16 protein-coding genes are annotated in these 22,611 nt (G+C 71.0%); 9 read left to right on the plus strand and 7 right to left on the minus strand.

Annotated features, from left to right (window positions below):
* Window positions 1-32: 32 nt before the first annotated feature.
* The 4 genes from ACGFIW_RS25330 to ACGFIW_RS25345 all read left to right on the plus strand — a co-directional run bounded on the left by ACGFIW_RS25330 (window position 33) and on the right by ACGFIW_RS25345 (window position 5,067).
* On the plus strand, window positions 33-1,373 hold the full coding sequence (locus tag ACGFIW_RS25330; RefSeq protein WP_393320356.1) for an ABC transporter substrate-binding protein: 1,341 nt from the start codon (window positions 33-35) through the stop codon (window positions 1,371-1,373).
* Between the two features lie 81 nt (window positions 1,374-1,454).
* A complete protein-coding gene (locus tag ACGFIW_RS25335) occupies window positions 1,455-2,396 on the plus strand; it encodes a carbohydrate ABC transporter permease (protein ID WP_393320359.1) in 942 nt (313 codons plus the stop codon).
* On the plus strand, window positions 2,396-3,280 hold the full coding sequence (locus ACGFIW_RS25340) for a carbohydrate ABC transporter permease (protein ID WP_393320362.1): 885 nt from the start codon (window positions 2,396-2,398) through the stop codon (window positions 3,278-3,280). Before ACGFIW_RS25335 ends, ACGFIW_RS25340 begins: the two co-directional genes overlap by 1 nt.
* A 59-nt stretch (window positions 3,281-3,339) precedes the next feature.
* Entirely contained in the window at window positions 3,340-5,067 is a 1,728-nt protein-coding gene (locus ACGFIW_RS25345) for an IlvD/Edd family dehydratase (protein WP_393320365.1), read from the plus strand.
* Between the two features lie 126 nt (window positions 5,068-5,193).
* Here the strand turns inward: ACGFIW_RS25345 and ACGFIW_RS25350 are convergent, their stop codons facing one another.
* The 3 genes from ACGFIW_RS25350 to ACGFIW_RS25360 form a co-directional block, all read right to left on the minus strand.
* On the minus strand, window positions 5,194-6,927 hold the full coding sequence (locus ACGFIW_RS25350; protein ID WP_393320369.1) for a cellulose binding domain-containing protein: 1,734 nt from the start codon (window positions 6,925-6,927) through the stop codon (window positions 5,194-5,196).
* A 525-nt stretch (window positions 6,928-7,452) separates the two neighbouring features.
* Window positions 7,453-9,021 carry an alpha/beta fold hydrolase gene (locus ACGFIW_RS25355; protein ID WP_393320372.1) on the minus strand — a complete coding sequence of 523 codons (1,569 nt, stop codon included), beginning with the start codon at window positions 9,019-9,021 and terminating at the stop codon, window positions 7,453-7,455.
* Between the two features lie 57 nt (window positions 9,022-9,078).
* Entirely contained in the window at window positions 9,079-11,910 is a 2,832-nt protein-coding gene (locus tag ACGFIW_RS25360) for a BTAD domain-containing putative transcriptional regulator (protein WP_393320375.1), read from the minus strand.
* Window positions 11,911-12,136: 226 nt separating this feature from the next.
* Here ACGFIW_RS25360 and ACGFIW_RS25365 point away from each other — a divergent pair, with 226 nt between their 5' ends.
* Window positions 12,137-14,437: an LLM class flavin-dependent oxidoreductase gene (locus ACGFIW_RS25365; RefSeq protein ID WP_393320378.1), complete on the plus strand. Its 2,301-nt coding sequence runs from the start codon at window positions 12,137-12,139 to the stop codon at window positions 14,435-14,437.
* 136 nt (window positions 14,438-14,573) lie between these two features.
* Here ACGFIW_RS25365 and ACGFIW_RS25370 read toward each other — a convergent pair whose 3' ends face one another.
* Window positions 14,574-15,419 (minus strand): NAD(P)H-binding protein, encoded by an 846-nt coding sequence (locus ACGFIW_RS25370; protein ID WP_393320380.1) that lies wholly within the window; start codon window positions 15,417-15,419, stop codon window positions 14,574-14,576.
* A gap of 98 nt (window positions 15,420-15,517) precedes the next feature.
* Between ACGFIW_RS25370 and ACGFIW_RS25375 the strand changes: the two genes are divergently transcribed.
* Both ACGFIW_RS25375 and ACGFIW_RS25380 read left to right on the plus strand, forming a co-directional pair.
* Window positions 15,518-15,985, plus strand: coding sequence for a MarR family winged helix-turn-helix transcriptional regulator (locus ACGFIW_RS25375; protein WP_393320383.1), 468 nt, complete (start codon window positions 15,518-15,520; stop codon window positions 15,983-15,985).
* Between the two features lie 163 nt (window positions 15,986-16,148).
* The gene (locus ACGFIW_RS25380; protein ID WP_393320386.1) at window positions 16,149-16,766 is read left to right on the plus strand and encodes a VOC family protein; all 618 of its coding nucleotides are present in this window, start codon (window positions 16,149-16,151) and stop codon (window positions 16,764-16,766) included.
* Between the two features lie 115 nt (window positions 16,767-16,881).
* Here the strand turns inward: ACGFIW_RS25380 and ACGFIW_RS25385 are convergent, their stop codons facing one another.
* Both ACGFIW_RS25385 and ACGFIW_RS25390 read right to left on the minus strand, forming a co-directional pair.
* Window positions 16,882-17,709, minus strand: a complete 828-nt coding sequence (locus ACGFIW_RS25385; RefSeq protein WP_393320389.1) for a GNAT family N-acetyltransferase — start codon at window positions 17,707-17,709, stop codon at window positions 16,882-16,884.
* Window positions 17,709-19,289 carry a LuxR C-terminal-related transcriptional regulator gene (locus ACGFIW_RS25390; protein WP_393320392.1) on the minus strand — a complete coding sequence of 527 codons (1,581 nt, stop codon included), beginning with the start codon at window positions 19,287-19,289 and terminating at the stop codon, window positions 17,709-17,711. The genes ACGFIW_RS25385 and ACGFIW_RS25390 overlap by 1 nt, the downstream gene beginning before the upstream one ends.
* Window positions 19,290-19,488: 199 nt before the next feature.
* On the opposite strand from ACGFIW_RS25390, the gene ACGFIW_RS25395 reads away from it, so the two are divergent.
* Together ACGFIW_RS25395 and ACGFIW_RS25400 are read left to right on the plus strand one after the other, a co-directional pair.
* The gene (locus ACGFIW_RS25395; RefSeq protein WP_393320395.1) at window positions 19,489-19,749 is read left to right on the plus strand and encodes a hypothetical protein; all 261 of its coding nucleotides are present in this window, start codon (window positions 19,489-19,491) and stop codon (window positions 19,747-19,749) included.
* A 13-nt stretch (window positions 19,750-19,762) separates the two neighbouring features.
* Window positions 19,763-20,896: a cupin domain-containing protein gene (locus ACGFIW_RS25400; RefSeq protein WP_393320398.1), complete on the plus strand. Its 1,134-nt coding sequence runs from the start codon at window positions 19,763-19,765 to the stop codon at window positions 20,894-20,896.
* Window positions 20,897-20,986: 90 nt separating this feature from the next.
* Here ACGFIW_RS25400 and ACGFIW_RS25405 read toward each other — a convergent pair whose 3' ends face one another.
* The gene (locus tag ACGFIW_RS25405) at window positions 20,987-22,450 is read right to left on the minus strand and encodes a PepSY-associated TM helix domain-containing protein (RefSeq protein WP_393320401.1); all 1,464 of its coding nucleotides are present in this window, start codon (window positions 22,448-22,450) and stop codon (window positions 20,987-20,989) included.
* Between the last annotated feature and the right edge of the window lie 161 nt (window positions 22,451-22,611).

Raw genomic sequence — 22,611 nt, forward strand, 5'->3', positions numbered from 1 at the left:
GTCGCACCGCCACCCCGAAGGGAAGCACGTCGATGAAGACGATACGAATGCTCGCCACGGTGACCATGCTCGCGGCCGGGGCCGGCCTCGTCGCCTGCTCCTCCGGCGAGGGAGGCAGCGACGCGAGCAACTGCACGAACAGCATCACCAAGAAGGACGTGCCGGTGGTGACGATGTGGGGCTGGTATCCCAACACCCAGCTCGTCGTCGACAACTTCAACAAGCAGCACGACGACGTTCAGGTCTGCTGGACCAACGTCGGGCAGGGCAACGACGAGTACGACAAGTTCCAGACGGCCATCTCGGCGGGCACCGGCGCACCCGACGTGATCATGGTCGAGGCGGACCGGATCCCGACCTTCCAGATCCAGGGCGCGCTCGTCGACATCAAGAAGTACGGTTACGACGCGGTCAAGGCCAACTACAGCGACGGCGCCTGGAAGGACGTGTCGGTCGGCGACGCGGTCTACGGCGTCCCGGTCGACGGCGGCCCGATGGGCATGATCTACCGCAAGGACATCTTCGACAAGTACAAGATCACCCCACCGAAGACCTGGGTCGAGTACGAGCAGGCCGCGCAGAAGGTGAAGGACGCCGGTGGCCCGCTCTTCGGGGACTTCGGGGCGAACGTCCCAGCGGTCCTGATGGCGCTGCAGATCCAGAAGGGCGCCACACCCTTCACCTTCGAACCGGCGCAGCCGAAGTCGATCGGCGTGCAGCTCAACGACCAGGCGTCCAAGGACGTGCTCGACTACTGGGGTGGCCTCGCCAAGAAGGGCCTGGTCGGGACGCAGGACCAGTTCACCCCGGAGTACATCTCCGGCGTGATCAACGGCAACTACGCGACGTACATCTCGGCGGCCTGGGCACCCGGCTATCTCACCGGCGCGGGTGTCGGCAAGGGCCAGGACACCGGCAAGTTCGCGGTGGCGCCGCTGCCGCAGTGGGATGCGAACAACCCGGTGCAGGTCAACTGGGGCGGGTCGGCCTTCTCGGTGACCAAGCAGGCGAAGAAGCCGGAGTTGGCGGCGAAGGTCGCCTACGGGCTCTACGCCGACAAGGAGTCGCTCACCGACGGCTGGACCAACCAGATCATCTTCCCGCTGAACCTCACGGCGCTCAACGATCCGGCGTTCATCGACCTGAAGGTGGCGTTCTTCGACGGCCAGCAGGCGAACAAGGAGGTCTACGTCCCCGCCGCCAACGGCTACCGGGGCGTCGCCTACGCCCCGTTCGGTCAGTACTACCTCGACGCGTTGACGAAGCAGATCAGCGAGATCATCAAGGGCTCCACAAGCGGCTCGCAGGCCGCCGACAAGCTCCAGGACGACGTGGCGAAGTACGCCAAGGAGCAGGGCTTCACCGTGCGGTGACGCCAGGGGTGGGCCGTGCCGCCGCTGGACGGCCGGCCCACCCACCCACCATCCGTAGCGTCCACGTCCCGGAGACCACAGATGACACTCCTGACCGAGCAGCGCGCCGCGCGTAGCCCCGCCGAGACACGCAGGACCCGTGGCAAGGTGCACCTCCGCGAACACCTGATGGGGTGGTTCTTCGTCGGGCCGTTCGCGGTCGTCTTCCTGGCGTTCCTCATCGCGCCGCTGTGCTACGCGCTGTACCTCAGTCTCTTTCAGAAGAAACTGATCGGCGGCACCAGCTTCGTCCTCTTCGACAACTACGTGAAGGCGTTCACCGACCCGAGCTTCCTGTCCGGGGCGTGGTTCGTCATCCGCTTCGCCATGGTCGCCATCCCGGTGCAGATCGCCATCGCGCTCGCGATGGCCCTCATCCTGGACGCGGTGACGTCGCTGTTCGCCCGCTTCTCCCGCCTCATGATCTTTCTGCCCTACGCGATTCCGACGGTCATCGGTGCGGTGATGTGGGGTTTCCTCTACAGCAAGGGCTTCGGCCCGCTCACCGACATCTTCGGCCTGTTCGGGGCGACCGCACCCGACTTCCTGGGCAGCAACCTGATCTTCTACGGCCTGCTCAACGTCGTCACCTGGCAGTGGGTGGGCTACTACATGATCATCCTGTACGCGGCGTTGCAGGGCGTCGACCCGGCGCTCTTCGAGGCCGCCCGGATGGACGGCGCCGGGCGGTGGCAGATCGCGGCGCGGATCAAGATCCCGCTGATCGCGCCCGCGCTGAGCCTCATCCTGGTCTTCGCACTCATCGGCACGCTGCAGTTCTTCAACGAACCGCAGATTCTGCGGTATCTCGCCGCCGGCACGATCGGGACGGACTTCACCCCCAACATGTACGCGTACCAGCAGGCGTTCGCACTCGCCAACTTCAACTACGGATCGGCGATCTCGTTCGCCCTCGGCGGCATCGTGTTCGTCTGCGTGTACGTCTTCCTGTTCTTCACCCGCAAGCGGAGGAGCTTCCTCTGATGGCCAACCGCACGAGCGTCAGCGCCGGCCCCCGCCGACCGCAGCGCTACCTGCCTCTGCAGATCCTCCTCGGCTTCATGGTGGTCTACTTCCTCGTACCCTTCTGGTGGGTCGTGGTCAACAGCTCCAAGGACGCACCGGGCCTGTTCGGCGGCGGCAACACCATGTGGTTCTCCGACCAGATCGACTACGTCGGCAACCTCAGGCAGCTCTTCACCTACGACGGTGGCATCTACCTGCGGTGGATCCTCAACTCCACGTTGTACGCGATAGCCGGCGGAATCGGCGCCACGGTCCTGTCGGTGATGGCCGGCTACGGCTTCGCGAAGTACCGTTTCGCCGCCCGACGCTTCAGCTTCGCCGTCGTGCTCGGCGCGGTGATGGTGCCCGCCACCGCCCTGGTCATCCCGACCTTCATCATGTTCTCCCGGCTGGGCCTGACCAACACGGTCTGGGCGGTGATCCTCCCGTCGCTGCTCAACCCGTTCGGCGTCTACCTGATGCACGTGTACGCGCGCGACGCCGTGCCCGACGAGCTGCTGGACGCGGCGCGGGTCGACGGCGCGGGCGAGCTGCGCACGTTCGTCCAGATCGCCCTCCCGCTGATGCGCCCCGCGGTGGTCACCGTGCTCCTGTTGTCCGCCGTGGCCTCCTGGAACAACTACTTCCTGCCGCTGGCCATGCTGTCCGACAACCGGCTGTTCCCGGTGACCGTCGGCCTCGGCCTGTGGCAGGGCATCGCGTCGGCGAACAACACGGGAGGCACCTCGCTGTGGAGCCTCATCATCCTGGGTTCGCTCGTCTCGGTGCTCCCACTGATGATCGCGTTCTTCAGCCTGCAACGGCACTGGCGCGGCGGGCTGTCCGTCGGCGGCCTCCGGTAGGTGCCACCCGTGACCGCCGCGCATTCCCGCGGCCGGACGCATGACAGAGAGGTGTGCTGATGTCGACGACGGATCGTCCGCTGCGCAGCGGGCAGTGGTTCGGTGCGGAGGGCCGCAACGGGTTCATCCATCGGTCCTGGATGCGCAACCAGGGTTTCGCGGACGACGTCTTCGACGGTCGCCCGGTGATCGGCATCGCCACCACCTGGTCGGAGCTGACACCCTGCAACGCGCATCTGCGCGACCTGGCCGAGTCGGTGAAGCGGGGTGTGTGGGAGAGCGGCGGCCTGCCGTTGGAGTTTCCCGCCATGAGCCTGGGTGAGCCCCTGATGCGGCCCACGACCATGCTCTACCGCAATCTGCTGGCCATGGAGTTGGAGGAGTCGGTCCGCGCCAACCCCCTCGACGGGGTGGTCCTGCTCTCCGGCTGCGACAAGACCACCCCCGGCCTGCTGATGGGCGCGGCGAGCGTCGACCTGCCCACCCTGATGATCACCGGCGGTCCGATGCTCAACGGCAAGTTCCGGGGCCAGGACATCGGCTCGGGCACCGTCGTCTGGCGCTTCACCGAGGAGCAGCGCGCGGGGCGGATGACGGCGGCCGACTGCGCGGAGGCGGAGGTCGGCATGTCCCGCAGCCGGGGCCACTGCATGACGATGGGCACCGCCTCCACGATGGCCTGCGTGACCGAGGCGTTGGGCGTGCAACTGCCGGGTGCCGCGGCCGTGCCCGCCGTCGACTCGCGCAGGTACGCGCTCGCCCAGGCCGCCGGCCGTCGGATCGTCGCCATGGTCGAGCAGGACCAACGACTGTCCACGGTGCTGACCCGGGAGGCGTTCGAGAACGCCATCCGGGTCAACGCCGCGATCGGGGGTTCCACGAACGCCGTCGTCCACCTGCTGGCGATTGCCGGTCGCCTCGGCGTCCCGCTGTCGCTTGAGGACTTCGACACCCTCACCGCCGACGTGCCCATGCTCGTCAACCTGATGCCGTCCGGTGCGTACCTGATGGAGGACTTCGCCTACGCGGGCGGCGTGCCGGCGGTGATGAACGAGATCGGCTCGCTGCTGCACCTGGAGCACGTCACCGTCAGCGGAAAGAGCGTGGCCGACAACATCAGTGGCGTCCAGTGCTGGAACCGGCAGGTCATCGGCACGATGGCCGAGCCGTTCCAGCCCGCCGGCTCGGGCACCGTGGTGCTGCGCGGGTCACTCGCGCCGGACGGGGCCGTGCTGAAGGTGTCCGCCGCCTCCGCGCACCTTCTCGCGCACACCGGGCCGGCGCTCGTCTTCGACCGGATCGAGGACTACGTCGTCGCCGCCGACGATCCCGACCTCGAGGTCACCCCCGACACGGTGATCGTGGTCCGAAACGCCGGCCCACGCGGCTATCCCGGCTTCCCGGAGGTCGGCAACGTGCCCATGCCGCGCCGGCTGCTCGAAGCCGGCATCACGGACATGGTGCGGATCTCCGACGCCCGCATGAGCGGCACGGGGTACGGCACCTGCGTCCTGCACGTGGCCCCGGAGGCGGCCGTGGGTGGCCCGCTGGCGCTGGTGCGCACCGGCGACCTGGTCCGGGTCGACGTCGCGACGCGGCGCCTGGACCTCCTGGTCGACGACACGGAACTCGCCCAGCGCCGCGCCGCCTGGCAACCGCCACCGCTGACCGCCGACCGGGGCTGGGCACGGCTGTACAGCGAGCACGTCCTACAGGCCGACCAGGGCGCCGACCTGGACTTCCTCGTCGGTGGCAGCGGCAGCGCCGTTCCTCGCCACTCGCACTGACCGTCGCGAGACAGGAGCCCCGGCCCGTCGCGAGACAGGAGCCCCGGCCCGTCGCGAGACAGGAGCCCCGGCGGGTTGCCGGGGCTCCTGTGCGGTCGGGCCGTTCTCAGGGTCGAGCGGTGGTGTTCAGAGGGTGAAGACGAGCGTGGAGATGCTGCGCGCGCCCACGTTGATGGTGGCCTGACCGCCGTTGACGCTCGTCGGCTGGCTTGCCGCGTTGGCGTTCTGCGAGGTCAGGAAGTGCTCGGCCTTGGTGACGTTCTGCGGTGCCTGGATCACGGCGTTGTTGACCGCGCTGTTCGACCGGTTGAGGATCACCAGCGTGATCTTGCCGTCGCCCTGGTAGGCGGTCACCTCCAGCGGTGACGCCTTGGAGCTCTTCGTCAGGCCGACCCGCTGGTAGCCGGGGCGGACGTACTTCGCGTACTGCGAGAAGGCGTACCCGCGCTTGAGCGGAGCGCCCGCGACGGTGCCGAACGCGGCCTCACCGTCACCGATGAAGGAGTAGTAGCGCTTGCCGTACCACCAGATGTAGGCGCTCCAGTTGGCCTCCATCGACCGGTGCACGGTGCGCATGATGTCGTCGAGGGTCTCGTTCCAGACCGTCACGTTGGCGGGGTTGCCCCAGATGTTGGAGCCGCCACCGTCGGCCTCGTGCAGGTTCCACTCGGTCATCCACACCGGCTTGTTGTGCTGCTCGGCCAGCGGGTACGACTTGAGTCGGCCGGATGCCTCGGTGCCGTACAGGTGCCCGCCGATGTAGCCGATGTTGTTGCGGGCGGTGGTGTCGTTGAGGGTCGGGTCGGTGAAGTTGTAGTTGAGGTTGACCGCCTCGGCGACCATCAGTTTGGTGTTCTGCACCTTCGTGCCCTGGTCACGGACGAAGTTGCGCAGCTCGGTGCCGCTCCAGTCCATCGAGTCGTAGTTCGGGTGCCAGTCCGGCTCGTTCTGCACCGACGTGACGTCGATGTTCACACCCTGGCCACGCATGTACTGCACGTAGCTGTTGAGATGGTTGGCGTAGTCGTCGTAGTAGTCGGTCTTCAGCTTGCCGCCGTTGACCCGGCTGTTGTTCGTCTTCCACGCCGCCGGGGCGGTCCACGGCGAGGCGAGGATCTTCACGTTCGACCCGTACGACTCGGCCGTCTTCAACGAGTTGACGTGCGTCGCCCACTCGCTGGACTCCGGCGACAGGCCGGTCCGCACGATGGACAGCCCCAACTGGTTGGCACCCATCCCGACGAGCGTCTGCGTGTCCGTCGTCGACCAGGCGCTGCCCCAGATCGACTGCGCGGCCCCGAACCCGTCGACGGTCTGGTATTTGGTGGCGCTGTTCACCGTGATGTCCGCCGGCCCGTTCGGCGGCGGGGTCGTCGGCGGTGGCGTGGTCGGCGGTGGCGTGGTGGGCGGTGGGCTGGTCGGCGGTGGCGTGGTCGGCGCGGGGTCACCGGTGCAGACCACCCCGTTGAGCGTGAAGCTTGTCGGAGCGGGGTTGCTGCTGGTCCATGAACCGTTGAAGCCGAACGAGACGGTGCCGTTGGTGGCGATGGCCCCGTTGTAACTGACGTTCTTGGCGGTGACCGCGGCGCCGCTCTGCGTCAGCGTCGTGTTCCACGCCTGGGTGACGGTCTGCCCGGCGCCGTAGGACCAGCCAAGCGTCCAGCTGCTGACCGGATCACCGAGATTGGTGATGGCGACGGTGGCGCCGAAGCCACCCTGCCACTGCGACGACACGCTGTAGTCCACCGAGCAGCCAGCGGCTGCCGCCCCGGCCGGCATCGCCAGGGCGACCCCGGCCGATGCCAGCAGGACGGCGCTGGCCGACACCAGCGCCGTGTTTGTCCCTCTTCGTCTTCTCATGCGACCTCTCCTGACATGGTGGTGGCGGTCGACGCGTCCGCGCGCCCGACTGTTCGTCGAGTGCTCGGATGGCTCGGCTAGTGGGAGCGCTCCCAATCGCCTGGTTGCCAGGAAGTTAATTCGTCGAATGATGGATGTCAATGCCGCAACGTCACAGCCCCACGGCCGTCATCGTCCGTGGGCCGACCACCAGCCGGTGAAGCCCAGCAGGTCCGACCCGAAGCGTCGGAGCCGCACCGACGGTCCACGCCAGACGCACGCCCCCGTATGCCACGGCCCAGCCGGGCACAACGTACGTCTGGGCGTGGTCCGCCCGGCGGGCGATCGATGTCGCCACGCGTCCGATCTTTGCGCTGCTCCGGCCCGGACGAACCCCGCTGACAGGGGAAGGGGGCTCCCTCGCGGGAGGGATCCGCTCTCCTCGCCCCGAACGTGTCGCGGTGCGCCGAGCGCCGGGTCGGCGCCGAGACCTCGGTCTCGGCGCCGACCCGGGTGTCCGGCACGTGCCCGGACGGCACCGCCACGTCAGGCCGGGGCGGCCGGGCAACTCGCACCGACCGGCGGGATGACCCTGCTGATCAGGTACCGCTCGACGCGGCTGCGGGTGCACTCGGTGCGGGGGTAGCTGGCGTGGCCCGACCCCTCGTAGGTGAGCAGGCGACCGTGCGTGCCGAGTTGGTCCGCCACCCGCTGCGCCCCGTCGTACGGGGTGGCCGGGTCGTAGCGACCGTTGAGCAGCAGCAGCGGGGTGTCCGTCCGTACCCGCAACCGATGCTGCGGGTTGTTCGCCGTCCAACCCAGGCAGATCGCGGTGAAGCGGACGACCAACGGCGAGGCCCGCAGGTGCGGTGCCGCGGCGCGGGCCAGTTCGAGGTACTGGTTCCACTCGGCGAACCCGTCGACCGGCAGCGACCAGTCCTGGCAGAACGCGGGCAGGGCGTACTCGGTCAGGCCCTCGTCGCTGTCGACCGGCACCATCGGGGACGCGAGCGGGTAATCCTCGCCCCGCTCCAACGCGAGAAGCATGTTCGCGAGGTCGGCCCAGGTCGCGTCGAAGAAGTTGACGAATGTCGCGAACCCGAGCTCGAACCAGGTAAGCGTCCTGCCGGTGCCCGCGTCGACAAGCGTGCCGGCGTCGGCGCGGCGCATCAGCCGGTCGTACAGCGCCGGCACGTCACGTCCGTGCAGTGCGCAGCTGGGGGTCCGCTCGCACCAGCTCACGAACTCGTGAAACAGGGCCTCGTTACTCGCCGCGCCGCTGCGGGCGTACCCCCTGATGCCCTGGCTGTGGTCCATCACGCTGTCCATGGCCAGTGCCCGGACGCGGTCGGGGAACATCTCGGCGTAGGCCTGCCCGATCAGGGTGCCGTAGGACCACTGGTAGAAGCTGAGCTGCCGCTCACCGAGTGCCGCCCGGATGGCGTCCGTGTCCCGGGCGACGCTCACACTGTCGAGGTGGTCGAACAGCGGGCCACTCCGCGCGCGGCAGTCGTCGCGCAACTCGCGGTTGTAGGCGCGGAGTCGCTCGAACTCCGCCGCGTTGGTGGGGGTCAGGGACGGCTGCCGGCCCAGCAACGCCAACGAGCAGCGCACCGGCGCGCTACGGACCGTGCCCCGGGGATCGAAGCCGACGAGGTCGAAGCGGCGCAGCACGTCCGGCCCGAGCTGGGTTTCGGCCGTCAGCGCCACGTCGACCCCGGACAGACCGGGACCGCCGGGGTTGAAGACCAGGACACCGATGCGGGCTGCCGGGTCGGTGGCGGTGCGTCGGGCCAGGGCCAGCTCGAAGGTCTCCCCACCCGGTCGGGCCCAGTCCACCGGGAGCCGCAGGGTGCCGCACCGCGTACCCGGATCGTCGGGCCGTTCCGGGCACGCCCGCCAGTCGATGCGGCCGTTCCACCCGCCGGTGCCGCTCCCGGCGGCCGATCCGGTTGCGCCGGATGACGCCGGTGTGGGGCCCGCGAACGCCGGCGGGGCGTTGAGCGACAGGGCGACGAGGACCGCGACGACGGCCGGAAGTCGACGGACAAGAGGTGGGCGACGGCGGTCGGCCCCGCCGCGACGCCAGAGAGTGGGTCTCTTCGTGGTCAGCATGCGCCCAGCCTGCCGACGCCCGGTCCACGCCGGATCCATGCCGGTCCGCGGGGAGGCTCAGCGCGAGGCCGCCAACCGCTCGGACAACTCCCCGGCCTGCGGATGACCGACCCGGTCGAAGATCTCCAACGCCTGTCGCCACAGGTCCGTCGACGTGTCGTGGTCGCCCACCGCCCGATGGGTGTCGCCGAGCCGGACGAGCGTCTCCGCCCGCCCGCACTGGTCCTGGGCGTCGGAATACAGTGCGAGGGCGCGCCGGTAGCAGGCAGCCGCCGTCGGGTGCGCACCGAGACCCTGATGGGCGAAGCCGAGGCTGTCCCAGGTGTGGGCCGAGCCCACCCGGTCCTCGACCTCCTCGTGGAGTGCCAGTGCCTGCTCGCAGTAGGCGATGGCACGGACGTGCTCGTCCAGCCGGGCGTGGCCCCACCCGATCGCGTTCAGCGCGGCGGCCACGCCGCGTCTGTCGTCACTGCCGGTGGACAGCGCCAGCGCCGCCTCGGCGTGCGGCAGCGCTGCCCGCGGGTCGCCCTCGGTGTCGTACACCCAGGCGAGGTGCAGGTGGGTGCTCGCCTGCCCGGGCCGGTCACCGAGCCGGTCGTACCGTGCCATCGCGCTGCCCAGGTGACGGCGGGCCGCGTCGTATCGGCGGAGGTGGAGGTGGGCCAGCGCGAGGTCCCGGTGCGCCACCGCCTCGGCCCGCGGCTCACCCCGGCGTCGGGCGACCGCGACCGCGACCGTCTGTACGGTGCTCAGGTCGTGCCACCTCGACATCCGGCTGAGCAGGGGGGTGAGGGCCTGGGCGAGCTGCCCGGCGTGCGCGTCGAAGCGGTGGGTGGCCGCGTCGTCGACGGCGGCCAGCAGCGCCCCCTGTTCGGTGGTGAACCAGGCCAGTGCGGACCGGTGATCGGCGAACGCCGGTGGTGACCCGTCGGCGGGCAGGGGCAACGGATCGATCGGCTGGTGGCTGGCGTCGACAAGCCGCGCCGCAGCGAGTGTGGTCCGCAGGTAGTGGTCGAACACGCGCTGGCGCGCCGCGCCACGGTCGGCCGCGGAGTCGTGCGCGTCCGTCAGCTCCTCCCCGTAGGTTCGGAGCAGGTCGTGACAGCGGAAGCGGTCGGGGGACTGCTCCGCCAGCAGGTTCGCCCGGGTCAACTCGTCGAGTGCCGGCCGGATCAGGTGCGGCGGTGCCCCGGCGAGGCTGGCCGCGGCCGCCGCGCTGAGGTCCGCCGTGGGGTGCAGGCTGATCTGCCGGAACAGCCGGGCCGTGTCCGGGTTGAGCAGACGGTACGACCAGGACAGCACCGTCCGCAGGTCGGTGGCGGCGTCGTCGGTGGCCAGGGCGGCGAGCCCACCCCTGCGCGCGGCCAGATCGTCGGCGATGGCCTGGAGCGGAAACGTGGGCCGGGCGGCGGCCCGCGCGGCCACGATGGACAGTGCGAGGGGCAACCGCGCGGTACGGGTGACCAGCTCGTCCACCGCGGCCGGCTGGGTGGCGGCCCGCCGTGCACCCAGTCGTCGGACGAGCAACTGGCGTGCCTCGGGGGTGCTGGGCAGGTCCAGTGCGACGGTGTGGGCGCCTTCGGCGGCGACCAGGCCGGGCAGCGTGTGGCGGCTCGTCACGATCACGCCACATCGACCGGACCCGGGAAGCAGCGGTCGCACCTGTGCGGCGTCGCGCGCGTTGTCGAGCAGCACGAGCAGCCGTCGGTCGGCGGTCAGGCTTCGGTACAGGGCGAACTGGGCCGCTGGCTCGGCGGGTATCTCCAGAGGCTTGACGCCCAGGGCGGGCAGCAGCGAGCGTACGACGACGGCGGACGGCGCGGCCTCCTGTGTGGCCGTGCCGAAGCCGCCCAGGTCGACGTGGAGTTGCCCGTCCGGATAGTGGTGCAGGCTGTCGTGTGCCCAGCGCAACGCCAACCACGTCTTTCCGACGCCGCCGGTGCCGGTGACGACGACGGTGCCGGCCGGGTCGGAGTCGTCGAGCAGCAGCGTCGTGAGCCGGGCCAGCTCGCGGGTCCGGCCGGTGAACAACGTCGGCGGGGCGGGCAGTTGCCGGGGAACGATCCGGGGCGCGTGTCGCCGCGGCGGGCGCGCCCCCGGTGTCGACGGCTCCCGGTCGGCCCGCAGGATGCTGGTGTGCAGCCGTTGCAGATCGGCGCCGGGCTCGACGCCCACCTCCTCGGACAGGACCCGGCGCAACCGCCGGTACGTCGCCAGTGCGTCCGCCCGCCGACCGGCCCGGGCGAGGGCCACCATGAGCTGCCCCCAGGGGCGCTCGCGCAGCGGATCCCCGTCGATCCGCGTGCGGAGCGGCTCGATCAGCTCGTGGTGCCGGCCGGCGCGCAGGTGCAGGTCGGCGACCTCCTCCAGCAGACCCGACCGCTGCTCCTGGAGCCGGGCCCGGACGGAGAGCAACACCCCCACGCCGGGCAGGCCGGCGAGCGGCTCGCCGCGCCACAGCGCCAGCGCCGCCTCGAACGCCCGCAGGGCATCCGCGGCGTGGTCCTGCCGCAACGCCTGATATCCCTGCTGGGTCAGGTCGTCGAAGGTGGCGGTGTCAACCGTCTGCCCGTCGAGGACGAGCCGATAGCCGGTGGCCCCCGCGAGGATGGCGGGGTCGGGCACCCCCGGGGACCGCAGCGCCCGGCGGAGCGCCCAGACGTAGGTCTTCACGTTGCCGGCTGCCGTCTTCGGTGGACGGCCCTGCCACAGCTCGTCGACGAGTTGGTCGATGGACCACGCGCGGCCCGGCTGCGACAGCAGGACGGCCAGCAGACGCACCTGCATCGGCGTGCCGAGGGTCAGCCGTTCCCCCGTGGGAGACCGCACCTCGACCGGCCCGAGCAGGTGGTACCGCATCGCCGGCCTTTCCCCGTCACGCTGGACCATCACGCCACCGTACGGCCTGACGGCGGTCCGCTGCCTCCCGACGAGAGTCCCGCCGGCCTCGACCGCGGCGGGCCCGGTGGGCCGATGCGTGGACGGCCGGTGCGTGGACGGCGACCCGCCGGTGTTGGCCCACGCGGAATGAGCCCGCGGGGAGAGTGTGTTGTCTGAAATACGGTCTGCAAAACAGATCGTATTCTAGAAACACGACCACGGAGATGTCGAAGAGATGCCTGATTACGGCCACGAACTCCTGTTTGGCACTTTCCTGACGCCCGACGCGCACAACCCCGACCAGGTGGTGGCGCTCGCCGAGCTGACCGAGGCGGCGGGACTGGATCTCACCTCCTTCCAGGACCACCCCTACAACGCCGAGTTCCTCGACACCTGGACCCTGCTGAGCTGGGTCGCGGCTCGCACGGAACGGCTGCGGATCTCGGGAAACGTCCTCAGCCTTCCGCTGCGTCCGCCGGCCGTGCTGGCCAGGGCGGCGGCGAGCCTGGACCGGCTGTCCCACGGCCGTTTCGAGCTGGGCCTCGGCGCCGGCGCGTTCTGGGACGGGATCGAGGGCATGGGCGCACGCCGGCTGACGCCGGGACAGGGCGTCGAGGCGCTGCGCGAGGCGATCGACGTCCTGCGCGGCGTCTGGGACGTCACCGCGTCCGGACCACTGCGGCAGGACGGGACGTACTACCCGACCCCCGGCACGCAGCGCGGCCCCGAGCCGGCCCACCCGATCGACATCTGGCTCGGCGCGTACCAGCCGAAGATGCTGGCGTTGACCGGCCAGAAGGCGAACGGCTGGCTGCCGACACTGGAGTACCTGCGGTCCCCGGACCGGGTGACCGCCAATCGGCTCATCGACGAGGCGGCAGTCGCGGCGGGCCGCGACCCTCGGGAGATCCGGCGGTTGCTCAACCTGTTCACCGTCGACGTCTCGTCGCGCAGCCGTGGCTTCCTCCAGGGGCCTGTCGAGCAGTGGGTGGAGCAGCTCCTCCCGATGGTCGTCGAGGAGGGGTTCAGCACCTTCCTGATCGGTCGTGACGACCCGCGCCTGATCCAGACCCTCGGTCAGGAGATCGCCCCCGCGCTGCGCGAGGCGGTCGCCAGGGAGCGCGCGGCGGGCGGGCCCGGCACCGGACCGGTCCGTGGCGTCGCCGCCCTGGCCGAGCGTCACCCGGGCCTCGACTACGACGCGCTACCGGAGTCGTTGGCCGCCCGGTCCGTCGAGCCGGGCGACCCGGAGTACGACGGTGTCCGCCACAGCTACAGCTGGCCCGGGTCACCGGCCCTGGTCATCCGGCCGCAGGCCGTCGCCGAGGTGATCGACGCCGTGTCGTACGCGCGGACGCAGAACGTGCCGCTGTCCGTGCGCAGCGGCGGGCACGGCATCAGCGGTCGCTCGACGAACGACGGGGGAGTCGTCATCGACATGTCGATGATGAACAAGATCGAGGTGCTCGACCGGGCGACCCGCCGGATCCGGCTCGAACCGGGCGCCCGCTGGGGTCACGTGGCCCGGGCGCTCGCCGCGTACGGCCTGGCGATGAGCTCCGGCGACTACGGTGACGTCGGCGTCGGCGGCCTCGCCACCACCGCCGGCATCGGATACCTGGCGCGCAAGCACGGTCTGACCATCGACCACATCGTCGCCGCCGAGATCGTGACCGCGGACGGCCGCCTGCTCCGCGTCGACGCCGAGCATCATCCCGACCTGTTCTGGGCCGTGCGCGGTGCCGGCGGCAACGTCGGCGTCGTCACCGCCATCGAGATGGAGGCGTACGAGGTCGACAACGTCGTCTACGCCCAGCTCGTCGCGGACGCGACCGACACCGCCGGGTTGCTGCGCCGCTGGGGCCAGCTCGTCGAGGAGGCACCACGGGACCTGACAAGTTTCCTGTCCCTCTTCCCCCGTCGTCGGGGCGAGCCGCCGACGGCCCAGGTCACCCTCGTCTTCGCCGGGGACGACATCGAGGCGGCGCGGTCGGCTCTGAGCCCGTTCCTGGAGATCGGACCGATTCTCGACCAGCAGGCGCAGCTCGTGCCCTATCCCGCGATCGTCGCGCCGCCCGGCGACCGGCACCGGGGTCAGGGGCTGAACGACACCCGCAGCGGGCTGCTGCACCACATCACACCTGAGGCCGCGGATCGCATGGCGACCATGATGGACTCCGGCGACGTGATGATCATGCAGGTCCGGTCTGTCGGCGCGGCGGTCAACGACGTTGCCGGCGACGCGACCGCCTATCCGCACCGGACGCAGAACTTCTCCGTGATCGCCGCCACCGTGCCGGACCGCAGACCCCACCTCGACAAGCTGTGGACCGAGCTCTATCCGCACCTCGACGGCCTGTATCTCAGCTTCGAGAGCGACACCGACCCGGATCGCCTGCTGGACGCCTGGCCCGAGCCCACCCTCACCCGGCTGCGCGCCATCAAGGCCACGTACGACCCGGACAACATCTTCAACCGAAACTTCCCGATCCCACCGGCAGGCGACACCGAGGATAAGGCGGTCGCCAACTCCTGAGGGGCCGGGCAGCGGGGTGGTTGGCTCGCCCTGCGGATCGACGGCTCGCAGGTGGGAGCGGGTTACCGCACCTTCACCCGGGCGGTGCCCTCCGGGGAGATCGCACCGGAGGGCACCGGCCCGAACCGCCCGCCGGTCAGGCGCCGGCGAACTGCTCGCGGTGGTCGTGGACGAACTCGGCGAAGGTCCGCGGCTGCCGGCCGACGATGCGGGCGACATGGTCGTTGGTGAAGTCGCCCCACCCGGAACCGTAGGCAACCCGGTACTCGGTGAGAACTTCGGCCGGCCACTGGTCCAGGCCCGCCTGGAGCAGACCGTCGTGGGTCTGTTCCGGGCTCTGCGGTACGTACCGAACCGGCTGCCCGAGCACCCGGCTGATGTCCTCGGCGGCCTGGTCCAGCGTGATGCTCTCCGGCCCGGTGGGCGTGTAGATCATGCCCTCGTGCCGCTGCGGCGCGGCGAGGATCGCTGCCCCCGCGGCGGCGATGTCCCGGGCGTCGATCAGCCCGACCCGCGCGTCGCCGAAGAGCCCGTAGAGGTGCTCCCCGACCTTTGTGCCGAGCAGGTTCTGCATGAAGAAGCTCGGCCGCAAGATCGTCCAGGGGATGCCCGACTCTTGCAACTCCGCGTCGGAGAGCGCGTGGAGCCGACCGTTGCGGGTGGGTGCGTCGTGCGCGGCACCGATCGCGGAGAGCCGGACGATGTGCCGCACACCGGCCTGCCGGGCGGCCCACACCGCGTTCATGCTCTGGCTCGGCGCCATGGGGCCCATCGGCATCAACAGCCACAGCGTCGTGACGCCCTGGAATGCCGGGGTCAGCGTGGTGGGGCGGTCCAGGTCGCCTACGACGTACTCGACACCGTCGAGGCGGGGCGCGCGCGAGACGTCCCGGACGAGGGCGCGTACCGGCTGCTGGCCGGCGAGTTCGCGCAGCACCTCCCTCGACACGGTGCCGTTTGCCCCGGTGATCAGAATGGTCATGGTCGTCCTTTCGGTCAGGCGGACCGCGGTCTGGCCGCCGGTCGCCGCCAGCAACGTTATAGTCCAAAACTTGTACCGTCCAATGATTGGACCAACTTATGAGGCGCAGCACACTGAAGGAGCAGGACCCCGACCTCGGGATCCTGGCCGTGCAGCTCTCCGCAGGCGTGCAGCGGGAGATCTTCCGACGCTCGGCGGAGCACGGGTTCGACGACGTCCGGCCCCGCCACGGCGCGGTGCTCGCGTACCTGGACGTCGAGGGCACCCGCCCCGGCGAACTGGCCCGGCTGGCCGGCCGCAACAAGCAGACGATGGGCGCGATCCTCGACGAGTTGGAGCGGCTGGGCTACGTCCGGCGTACGCCCGACCCGGCCGACCGCCGGGCGAAGCTGATCATGCCGACGGACCGGGGTCGCCGGTTGATGGAGATCTCCGACGGTTTCGTGCACCTGATCGAGCAGAAACTCGCCGACACGCTCGGTCCCGACCGGTACCGGGACTTCAGGGACGCGCTGGGCCGTGCCGTGGCGAGCCTGCCGGCGGCCGGTCACGACAGCGAGGGCTGAGCCGGCGGCGAACGCCGTACCCCGCGTTCCTGGGGAAGGCGCAACCGACCGCGGACCGCGCGCTGTTCGGGTGCGTCGGGCCACGAGGGTGTCGTCCGGCCGATGCCGGGAAGGCGGCATCCGGTACGCGGTTGCGGTGATCGGCGGATCGGGAGGGGCGGCGATGAGCCCGAAGAGTGCCCAGGGTGACGCTAGCGTCGAGAATGTCGACGTGAAGCTGGAGGTGATCGTCATCCCGGTGTCCGACGTCGACCGGGCGAAGGCGTTCTACCAACGGCTCGGGTGGCGGCTCGACCAGACTCCGCCCGGCATTGTCCAGCTCACGCCGCACGGCTCCGCGTGCTCGGTGCAGTTCGGCCCCGGGCTCACGTCGGCGGCGCCCGGCTCGGCCATGGCGTACCTGATCGTGTCCGACATCGAGGCGGCCCACGACACCCTCGCCGCCGCCGGTGTCGAGGTCGGCGACGTCTTCCACGTCAGCCCGGACGGCCCCATCGACGGGCCGGACCCGCAGCGGCGCAGCTACGTCTCGCGCGCCACGCTGCGTGACCCGGACGGCAACACCTGGCTGCTCCAGGAGATCACGACCAGACTTCCCGGGCGCATCGAGGGAGGACTGACGTCGTTCGGCTCCGCGAGCGACCTGGCGGGCGCGCTTCGCCGCGCGGCCGCCGCGCACGGTGAGCACGAGAAGCGGACGGGCGAGCATGACGACAACTGGCCGGACTGGTACGCGGCGTACCTGGTGAGCGAGCAGTCGGGGGCCAAGCCGCCCGAGTGAGCCCCGCACCCTGCACGGCGACCGCCCGCAGGATCCGGCCGATCCCTGGCGTGGCCCGCCGCGCTGAACGGCGGTGGCCCTCCGCGGCGGCGGGAGGGGACCTGGCCGGGTGCGGTCAGGACGCGGACCGCCAGACCCAGTTGCGCCGCTCGTAGAGGGGCACCAGCCCGGCCCGGCGCAGATTGTCCAGCGACGGGTTCCGCGTACCGGGTGTGGGTTTTCCGGTCTCGGCGAACAGCCACCGGCACCCGGCCTCCGCCGCCGCGCGGGCACGGGCGGCGATCAGCGCCGACTGCGCACCGAGGCCGCGGTGCCCGGGCGCCGTCGCGGCGGCGTTGAGCGAGGCCGACTCGCCGTGCAGGAACAGGTTGCCGCCGGCCACGACCTCGTCGCCGTCCCACGCCGCGTGCGGCCGCCAGGCCGGCTCGCCGACGGTCGCGGCCAGCATGTCGGTGAGCCCACCGGCCGGCATGCCGAAGCCGGCGAGCAGCACGTCGGCCCAGCGCCGCGCCTCGGCCGCCGGCACCGGGGCGATCCGCAGGCGGGTCGGTGCGGCGGCGACGTCGTCCGCTCGGGCGCCGAGCTTGACCCAGGTGCTGCCCGGCTCCAGCCCACGTGCGGCGGCGACCGCGTCGAAGCCGTCCGGCAGGACCGCCGGGACGAGCTGGAGGACCGCCTGGTCGACGCCCTGTTCCCGGTAGAAGTCGAGGACGCGATCCAGCACCCGCACGGTGAACGGCTCGGTGACGCCGAAGCCGAGCGCCTTGCTCCAGTACCCGCCGGAGGGATCGTTGCGCATGGCGAGGGCGACACCGCCGCCGATGCGCGTGGTCGCGACCCCCAGATCGGTGTACGCGGGCTCGGGCGCCCGCGACTCGTAGGAGTACATGAACTCGCACTCCACGCCCTCGGCGAGCGGGGTCAGGTCGGTCGTGTCGGTCATCAGCCGATTCTCGCCCGGTACCGATCCCAGGCCCGCACCAACTGCAGGCGATTGTGAACTCCCAGCTTGTGATATATGGAGCGGAGTTGCGTGTCCACGGTGTGGAAGGAGACGAAGAGGCTCCCGGCCGCCTCCTTCTTCGTGGCGCCGGCGGCGAGCACCTCGGCCACCCGCTCCTCGGCCGGGGTGAGCGCGCCGACACCGGTGGGCGGCGCATCGTCGGCCGACGGCCGGTGCCGCGGGGTGGCGGCGAGTTCGGCACACCGCCGATCGGCGATCGCCTGGTCGCCCGGCGCGCCGATCCGGGCGTACAGCGCGGCCGCCTCGTGCGCGGCGTCCCACGCCTGCGTGGTGCGCAGTCGCGGGCTGTTCGCGAGGTCGAGCAACGCGTCGGCCAGCGCCGGCCGTGCGGCGGTGGTCCGCAGCCCGTCGACCGCCGCGCGCAGCGCGTCGGGGTCGCGGTCGAGCAGGCCCCTGGTCTGCGCGGCCAGCGCGTGCCACAGCGGCACCGGGGTGCGGGTGGCCACCAGCTCGACCAACTCGGTGACCCGGCGGGCCGCCGGGGTGTCGCCGACGGCGACCGCCGCGCGCACCAGTCGGGGGCCGAAGTGCGGCACGGGCAGCAGCGACCGCACCGACCGGTGCAGGTCGGACACCACCCTGTCGAGCAGGCGCGCCGGCTCGCAAAGGGCGGGGTCACGTACCGCGACACACAACGCCGTCGTCCACGTCGTACTGTCGGGCCATCGTCTTTCCGCGAGGCCGGCGCGCAGGACGGCGCGGGCGGCGTCGTGGTCGCCGCGGCGGTAGCGGACCTCGGCGAGCACCGCGACCAGCAGGGCACGCCCCTCCTGGCTGAGGTTCGTCGACCCCGAGCCGAGCGTCGTGACGGCCAGCGCGCCCGCCTCGGGCAGCTCTCCCACCGCGACCATCCGCAGGCAGCCCAGGGCGGTCAGCGGGGGGTCGGGCGCCGCCGTCTGGTCCGACGCCGTCGCACTCGACGCGTCCTGGTGCCGACCCAGGCCGAGGTGCACCAGGATCCGTTCGGCCCGGACGGACGTGGCGTCGCGTCGCGCCACCCAGGCATCCGGGTCCAGGGCCGCCAGCACGGCGTGGGCACCCGGCAGATCGCCGTGCGACAGCGAGCGGGCGGCCCGACCGAGGGTGAGGTGACGAGCGGACGACCTGTCACCCGCCACGGCGTGCGCGGTGCCCGCGTCGCGCAGCAGGGCATCGGCGTCCGGGTGGCCGGTACGCGCCGCGACGGTGGCGAGCAGGGCGAGCACGCTGCTGCGGCTGCGGGCGTCGAGCCGCTGGGCGAGCGCCTCCCGCAGACCGGCGAGGGTGACCGACGGCCGCTCCCGCGTCGCGAGCTGTGCCAGCTGGTCGAGCACGTGGGCCCGGTGGCGTTCGCCGTGCCGCTGCTCGGCGAGCTCCGCCGCCAGGCCGCGCAGCGCCTCCGTCGTGCGCCCGGCGAGCCGGAGTTGGTCCGCCGCGGCGAACAGCGAACGCCGTCGTTGCTCGGCGTTGGCGAGATCGTCGGCCGGGAACGTGCCGGCGTCGAAGGATGATTCGGACAATGGCGTTCTCCCCGGTGGTTACCCGGCGCGTCGAAATGCCGTCCTGCGACCGAGCCTAGCCACGGTGTCCCGGGCGGGCGGCCACATCGACGAACCGGCCGGATTGCGCCCGATGGCCTCCGTCGTCCCCGATCCGACCTCGGGTAATGGCGCGATCACGTGATGCGACGGCACCGGCTCGGCCCCGATCATCGAGGGTATGACCCCATCGACTGAGCTTCCCGGCCGGTTCCGACTCCGGGTCGTCCTGCTGGCACTCGTGCTCTTCGCCAGCACGGGGGCGGGTGGACACGCCCCGCCGTGGACCCGCCTGGTGCTGACGGCGACCGCGGCAGCCGTTCCCGCCGCGATCGCGGTGCGGTACGGGTGGCCCGCGGTGCGCACCTTCCTGGGGCTGCCGTCGCGGCCCCGCCTGCGTGGTGGACCCCTTTCCGCGCCCCATCCGGGCCGACCGGAGTAAGGAGACAGCGATCATGGCGAACAGCGATCCCCAGCCGCGCCGCGGCGACCAGGGGGCCCCGCCCATCGCGGGCCGTAACGTCGAGCTGGAACGACAGAACCCCGATCTGCTGGTGCCGCCGACGACCGACAGTCGGCTGGTGCCCAACCTCAAGTTCTCGTTCTCCCAGGCACACACCCGGGTGGAGAAGGGCGGTTGGACCCGGGAGGTCACCAACCGCGACCTGCCGATCGCCACCCAGTTGGCCGGTGTGCAGTTCGGTCTGGAGCCGGGCGCGTACCGCGAGATCCACTGGCACCAGCAGTCGGAGTGGGCGTACATGCTCAGCGGCAGTTGCCGGATCAGCGCGGTCGACCACGAGGGACGCAACTTCACCGAGGACGTCAGGGCCGGCGACCTGTGGTTCTTTCCGCAGGGCATCCCGCACAACATCCAGGCCCTGGACGAGGGAGCCCAGTTCCTGCTCGTCTTCAACGACGGGGCCTTCTCGGAGAACAACACGTTCCTGCTCAGCGACTTCTTCGCGCACACGCCCCGGCACGTCCTGGCGAAGAACTTCGGCTGGACGATGGAGCAGATGGAGAACCTGCCCGAGCGGGAGAAGTACATCTTCCAGGGCGACGTCCCACCGCCCCTGCAACAGGATCGGGTGACCAGCCCGACCGGCGACATCCCGCGCAGCTTCAAACACCGGATGACCGCACAGACCCCGCAGCGCTTCCGGGGTGGGACGGTCCGGGTCACCGACTCGACGAACTTCGCCGCGTCCGTGACCACCGCCGCCGCGCTCGTCGAGGTCGAGCCCGGGGGGATGCGGGAGCTGCACTGGCATCCGACCACCGACGAGTGGCAGTACTACATCTCCGGCACCGGTCGGATGGGCGTCTTCGCGTCGCAGGCCGCCGCCCGGACGTTCGACTTCCAGGCCGGCGACGTGGGCTACGTGCCGTTCGCGTACGGCCACTACATCGAGAACACCGGCGACGAACCGTTGGTGTTCCTGGAGATGTTCCGGCATCCCCGCTTCGAGGACATCTCGGTGATGCAGTGGATGGCCAACACGCCCCACGAGATCATCGCGGACACCATCAACGTGCCGAAGTCGATCGTCGACGAGCTGCCGACCACCAAACAGACGGTGCTCTGACCCCGGTGACCGGCCGTCCCGGCGACCGCCGGCCGGGCCGGACGGCCTGGTCAGGTAGGGCGTCCGGCCGTCCGTCCCCGGACCGCGCGGTCAGCTCCCGGCGGGTGCCGGGGAGGTGGGAGCCTCGGCGGGTCGTCGACGTCGGGACACCGCGCCGGCGATCACGTCGATGACGAGGAAGGCGAGCAGGGTGAGCCCGAACAGCGGCAGCGCCCAGCCGACCGCCACGGTCACCGGTACGCCGATCAGCAGTGCCCACCGGGGCAGGCCGCGTACGCCGCCCCGGGCCGGCGGGGTGCCGGCGAGGGTGCGTCGGTCGGTGCGGGTGGGTCGGCGTTGCCACCACATGCGGTAGCCCCAGACGATGACGCAGAGCAGCCCGAGGGCGAGTGCGGCGAGCAGGATCTGGTTGACCAGGCCGAAGAGCAGACCCATGTGGGCCTGGATGCCGAGGCCGCTCAGTTTGGCCAGCAGCGGCCAGTCGGCGAAGTCGCTGCGGGCGGTGATCGTGCTGGTGGCCGGGTCGACGGCGATGCGGTCCTTGGCGACCGGCCAGGTGTTGTCGATCTGCGTGACGGTCCAGGCGAAACCCGGCTCCGGTGCGGGGATGATCTCGACCGGCCCGGAGAGTCCCGCGTCGCGGGCGACCGTCTGGACCCGGTCGAAGGCCGCCGACTCGACAGTCCCGCCCGCCCCGGCGTCGCCGTGGTGGTGACCGCCGCCGGTCTCGGTCGGAACGGCGGCGAGGCTTGTGGAGATCTCCGGGGTGCGGGCGTTGAGCGCGTCGAGACCGGAGGTGAAGTTCGCGCCGGCGTAGCGGGACCAGGTCAGGCCGGTGGCCGAGAGGAAGAGCAGGCCGACGGTGAGCCAGATGCCGGTGGTGGCGTGCCAACCCCGGGTGCGGCGGACACCCTTACCGGTGGACAGGTCCGGCACGAGCAGGTGCCGGGCGGTGGCTCGGGCGGCGCTGCGCCGCCGCCACCAGAGGACGACTCCGCCGAGCGCCAGCACCCACAGCCAGCTCGCGGCCAGCTCGGAGTAGTTTTCGCCCACCGTGCCCAGGTGCAGGTGGCGGTGCAGGTCGTCCAGCCACGTCGCGGCCGGCGTGGAGCCGAACCAGGTGGTGAGCTGCCCCTGGGACTCGCCGGTGTACGGGTTGACGTAGACGGTGTGCTGGTTCTCGCCGAGCTCCGGCAGGGAGAACACGACCTTGGTGGTCCGGTCGCCGTCGCCGGGCTGTACGGCGGTGATGCTGCCGGTGGGGTGCGCGTTCCGCGCGGCCCCGACCTGCTCGGCCAACGGGAGCTGCCGCTCACCCACCTGGGCGACTGTCAGTTTGTCGCCGTAGAGCAACGAGTCGAGTTGCGGGGTCGTGGTGTAGGCCAGGCCGGTCAGCGCCGCCACCACCAGGAACGGGGCGACGAGGATGCCGGCGTAGAAGTGCAGCCGCAGCAGCAGCGCACCGAACGGTGACGTGCGCCGGGGCGGCCGGGCCGGTCTGTCGGGTGTGGAGGTCTCCGGCGTCGGCGTGCCGGACAACTCGGTGAGAGACATGGTGATCCGATCGGAAGAGTCGGGAAGCACCCGAAGGTGTTTCCCGTCCTGGTCTGGTCGCCCGGTGGTGTGTCGCGCCGGCCCTGTCTGGTAGTCGGGTCATCGACCCCGGTGGTTCCCGGACGATGGGGAAGATCGGGTCGGCGAGGACCACGGGCGTG

This window comes from Micromonospora sp. NPDC048935 (assembly GCF_043197875.1).
Classification (GTDB): Bacteria; Actinomycetota; Actinomycetes; order Mycobacteriales; family Micromonosporaceae; genus Micromonospora.

Bases quoted from the DNA above. Each gene is read 5' to 3' on its own strand.
- ACGFIW_RS25330 (WP_393320356.1), top strand. From the start codon at position 33: ATGAAGACGATACGAATGCTCGCCACGGTGACCATGCTCGCGGCCGGG.
- ACGFIW_RS25335 (WP_393320359.1), top strand. From the start codon at position 1,455: ATGACACTCCTGACCGAGCAGCGCGCCGCGCGTAGCCCCGCCGAGACA.
- ACGFIW_RS25395 (WP_393320395.1), top strand. From the start codon at position 19,489: ATGACCCCATCGACTGAGCTTCCCGGCCGGTTCCGACTCCGGGTCGTC.
- ACGFIW_RS25350 (WP_393320369.1), bottom strand. From the start codon at position 6,927: ATGAGAAGACGAAGAGGGACAAACACGGCGCTGGTGTCGGCCAGCGCC.
- ACGFIW_RS25375 (WP_393320383.1), top strand. From the start codon at position 15,518: ATGAGGCGCAGCACACTGAAGGAGCAGGACCCCGACCTCGGGATCCTG.
- ACGFIW_RS25355 (WP_393320372.1), bottom strand. From the start codon at position 9,021: ATGCTGACCACGAAGAGACCCACTCTCTGGCGTCGCGGCGGGGCCGAC.
- ACGFIW_RS25340 (WP_393320362.1), top strand. From the start codon at position 2,396: ATGGCCAACCGCACGAGCGTCAGCGCCGGCCCCCGCCGACCGCAGCGC.
- ACGFIW_RS25345 (WP_393320365.1), top strand. From the start codon at position 3,340: ATGTCGACGACGGATCGTCCGCTGCGCAGCGGGCAGTGGTTCGGTGCG.
- ACGFIW_RS25365 (WP_393320378.1), top strand. From the start codon at position 12,137: ATGCCTGATTACGGCCACGAACTCCTGTTTGGCACTTTCCTGACGCCC.
- ACGFIW_RS25400 (WP_393320398.1), top strand. From the start codon at position 19,763: ATGGCGAACAGCGATCCCCAGCCGCGCCGCGGCGACCAGGGGGCCCCG.
- ACGFIW_RS25380 (WP_393320386.1), top strand. From the start codon at position 16,149: ATGAGCCCGAAGAGTGCCCAGGGTGACGCTAGCGTCGAGAATGTCGAC.
- ACGFIW_RS25405 (WP_393320401.1), bottom strand. From the start codon at position 22,450: ATGTCTCTCACCGAGTTGTCCGGCACGCCGACGCCGGAGACCTCCACA.
- ACGFIW_RS25385 (WP_393320389.1), bottom strand. From the start codon at position 17,709: ATGACCGACACGACCGACCTGACCCCGCTCGCCGAGGGCGTGGAGTGC.
- ACGFIW_RS25360 (WP_393320375.1), bottom strand. From the start codon at position 11,910: ATGGTCCAGCGTGACGGGGAAAGGCCGGCGATGCGGTACCACCTGCTC.
- ACGFIW_RS25370 (WP_393320380.1), bottom strand. From the start codon at position 15,419: ATGACCATTCTGATCACCGGGGCAAACGGCACCGTGTCGAGGGAGGTG.